The organism is Rhizobium sp. Root1220, from assembly GCF_001426265.1.
Lineage (GTDB): Bacteria > Pseudomonadota > Alphaproteobacteria > Rhizobiales > Rhizobiaceae > Rhizobium.
The window spans coordinates 1-3,251 of the sequence record NZ_LMDG01000007.1 but is presented as its reverse complement, the minus strand read 5'-3'; the positions used below and the strand labels follow the sequence as shown (position 1 = coordinate 3,251).

Below are 3,251 nucleotides of genomic sequence, written 5' to 3'. Positions count from 1 at the left end.
GCTGTTGCCGGAAACGGCGAACGCAATCGGCCTGCGTTTCACCGATGTTGGGCTTGCTCTCTCGTGCCTGCTTTTCGATCCGATAGAGCTGCTCGAAGAACCGGAGCGCCTGCTCCGGCGGTCCGCCTCCATTCTTCCTGGTTTTGAGAGCCTCGACAAAGCGCCGCCGTGAATGAGCCATGCATCCGACATGGGTTGCGCCATGCAATGTGCGCCAGGCTGTGTAGCCATCGCTCACCAATATGCCGCGGTAGTCGCCGAGAAAGGTCTGAGGGTGGACCTGACCGCGGCCCGGTTGATAGTCGAGAAGCACGATTGGCTCGTCACTGTCCTCGCTGCTGCGGTACGCCCACATGTAAGACGTGCTGGTGGCTTCCTTGTTCTTTTCCTTCAGCACCTGAACCGTCGTCTCATCGCCATGAATGAGAGGCTGCGACTGAAGCTTCAGCCTCAGCGCATCGTAGATACGATGCAAATGCTTCTCGCTTGAACCGATCACCCAGTGAGCAAGAGCACCCCTGCTGATCGGTACGCCGGCTCGCTCGAATGTTTGCGCCACGCGGTAGAGCGGTGTGCCGTCGACGTATTTATGCACAAGGGCGAAGGCAAGCGTCGAGGCGCTAGCGATGCTACCTGGCAGGGGCTGCTTCGGCATAGGCGCGATCACCACCGGTGTGTTGATCCCAGTGCGGTCGCAATGACGGCAAGCGTACTTGAACCGCACATTCTGCAGGACCTTTGCCTTGACCTCGATATGGAGCTGCTCGGTAACAGCCTCGCCCATGCGATGCATTTGGCTGTTGCAGCACGGACAGGCCTTCTCATCGTCAGCAAGGTCGTATTCAACACGCTCGCGCGGCAGGTCTGCCGGCAGAGGTCTGCGTCCACGCTTCTTTCCCGTCTGACCCTCTATCGCTGGCAGGCCAGTGTCCGGAAGCTCGATAACATCGCCTTCCTCGCTGTGATCCTCGACCGCAGCCTCTTCGGCCTCATTGAAGAGACGGTCAATGTGCTTTTCGCTGCGCGGCGCAAATCGATGCAACCTTGCGAGCGCCAGTTCTTCTTCCAGCTTGACGACCCGCCGTGACAGCGCTTCCTTCTCAGCCTTGAGCGCAGCGATTTCGGCAGCATTTGCCGCCAACTGCGCCATCAGTTCTGCAACGCTCGGTTCGCCGGTTCGGGTCATCCCAGTTTTGAATCTGAACCGCCCCGTTGCGTCAACAGTTCAATTCGCCGCCTTCAACCGGCGATCTGATATTGCCGCACCGGATGACGGATCATCGCGTCGATATCAATCCCGTCGAGAATCCAGTGGAGCTGCTCGGTCGTCAGTGTAACCACCGCCACCTCTCGGCGCGGCCATCGGAACTTGTCTTCCGTCAACCGCTTCAGGATCAACACAAAGCCCGAGCGGTCGAAGAACAGCAGCTTCACCCGGTCACGGCGACGATTGCAGAAGGCAAAAACTGCGGGAGCAAACGGGTCCAAGGCCATCGTCTCCTGGACCAGGACCGCAAGGCTGTTGATGCCGGCCCGGAAGTCGATGGGCTCTCGATGCAGGTAGACCTTCAGATCAGCGCCCAGTCTAAACATGACCCAACGCTCCTATGATTGCGATCAGTCCACTCTCATCGCCGCACTCAACGGTCAGGCTGATCCCGTTGGGTAGGAGTGCGCTCACCTTGGATGCATGACACGGCTTGCCCACCGCCACGCTCTTCGTCAGCAAATCGCCGCCAGAACCCGGCCGCATAGCTGGAGCAATCTGAACTGGAACGAAGGCACTGCGCAATGCGATCGGCCCGACCATCGCGCTAACTGGCGTTCAATTCACCTTNCAGTTTAGGAGCATAGTCCATGATTTGGTGTCCACCTATTTTTGGTGGACACTTCATGCATCAGAGCACTGCGCCTCAGAAGGCGCATAGAAATTCGCGCTTACATTCAGTCTATGCTCGCCAGTCGTTGAGCGGTCTGAATGCCCTCCTTCACAACGTTTCACAAGTTTCAACTCGAATCACGGGGCATGAGTGTGGTCCATTCGAGGGACGGGGACGCTTGGAATGCTCTAAGCCTCTCGCCCTTGAATGGAGAACCCACGAGATGCTCAAAGGATATTCGGTACCGCTCACACCACAGGGCAAATCTTCGGCAACTCCCTCACCTCCTTGGCATTACTCCAGTGACTGCATTGCCGTCGAATACTGGGCCGACCCAGCTTCCGTCGCGGCCGTCCTGCCACCGGGCCTGAGCCCGGACGATCACGCTGCTGGTCGCGCGTTCTTCTGGTTCCTCGACTGGCAATTCACGGGGTCGAACGACGAGCACACCGATCCCGCACGATATCAATATCGGGAAGCATTCATCCTGGTTGAAGCGCGTCTTGAAGGCCGACCTGTCAACTTTTGCCCTTACATTTTTGTCGACAACGACGCTGCTATCGCCAGAGGATGGATCCAGGGCTACCCAAAAAAACTTGGCAGTATCTTTCAAACGCGAAGTTTTTCCGCCCCCAGCGCAGCGGCATGCCCGCTCACAGAAGGAAGCCGCTTCGGTGCAAGTGTAGCCGCCCATGGCGAACGAATGGCCACTGCACGAATTCAGCTTGAGAAGAAAATTGAGGATCCCGCGACGGTTTTTAGCCGCCCCACCACCATTCGTAGGTATTTCCCCACACTATCCGCCGGTCGCCAAGACAAACCCGCTGTCGACGAGCTAACTTTGTCTCTCATGGATAATCTCACCTTTGCTGATTTCTGGGCAGGTTCTGCGGAACTGACGATTCCCGAAGTTCAAGGCGAAGATATGCACTCACTAGCGCCACGAGAGGTAGGCCGGGGATATCGATTCGGCATGGCCTACTCCGTTACGGATCTTCCGATTCTAAAAAACCTTGTCGGCTAACCGGCGGCGAGACAGCGCGTATAGCCATCCGAGCTGTGCGGTTACATGGCAGAGGCTCGCTCTGTTGAGCGGCGGAATGTGGTCCAGCGAACCCACATAGTTGAATCTTGTTGCGGGGATGTTCCATGTCGTCGAATTTGAAAGCGCGAAAAGCAATCAGAGTAAGACTAGACAGCGCTGCTCCATATGCGTTCGCGGTGCTGGTGGTCGCTTTGGCCGCAGCTCTAGCGATTTTCCTCAATCAGTAGTAACCGCCCGATTGCTACCGCGTAGATTTGGCTTTGATGCGAGCGACGAGCAGCTCGTTGTCAACAAAGCTGTCTAGGAAGTCGTTCCATTCTTGGGGT

General features: G+C 57.1%; 3 protein-coding genes and 1 pseudogene. 1 reads left to right on the top strand and 3 read right to left on the bottom strand.

Annotation, left to right across the window (positions count from 1 at the left end; translation table 11 throughout):
* The 3 genes and pseudogenes from ASC90_RS07210 to ASC90_RS29700 all read right to left on the bottom strand — a co-directional run.
* Window positions 1-1,186: IS66 family transposase (locus ASC90_RS07210; RefSeq protein ID WP_244480337.1), on the bottom strand; the 1,186-nt coding region annotated here is incomplete at its 3' end.
* Between the two features lie 53 nt (window positions 1,187-1,239).
* Complete coding sequence (tnpB, locus tag ASC90_RS07205) at window positions 1,240-1,593, bottom strand: IS66 family insertion sequence element accessory protein TnpB (RefSeq protein WP_056537524.1); 354 nt, start codon at window positions 1,591-1,593, stop codon at window positions 1,240-1,242.
* Window positions 1,586-1,687: pseudogene (locus ASC90_RS29700) on the bottom strand (IS66 family insertion sequence element accessory protein TnpB); the annotation flags it as partial. The pseudogene ASC90_RS29700 and the gene tnpB, both read right to left, overlap by 8 nt.
* Window positions 1,688-2,103: 416 nt before the next feature.
* Between ASC90_RS29700 and ASC90_RS07200 the strand changes: the two are divergent.
* The gene (locus ASC90_RS07200) at window positions 2,104-2,904 is read left to right on the top strand and encodes an acetoacetate decarboxylase family protein (protein ID WP_056537519.1); all 801 of its coding nucleotides are present in this window, start codon (window positions 2,104-2,106) and stop codon (window positions 2,902-2,904) included.
* Window positions 2,905-3,251 lie beyond the last annotated feature (347 nt).

Coding starts and splice junctions, on each gene's coding strand:
- tnpB (WP_056537524.1), bottom strand. CDS start 1,593: ATGTTTAGACTGGGCGCTGATCTGAAGGTCTACCTGCATCGAGAGCCC.
- ASC90_RS07200 (WP_056537519.1), top strand. CDS start 2,104: ATGCTCAAAGGATATTCGGTACCGCTCACACCACAGGGCAAATCTTCG.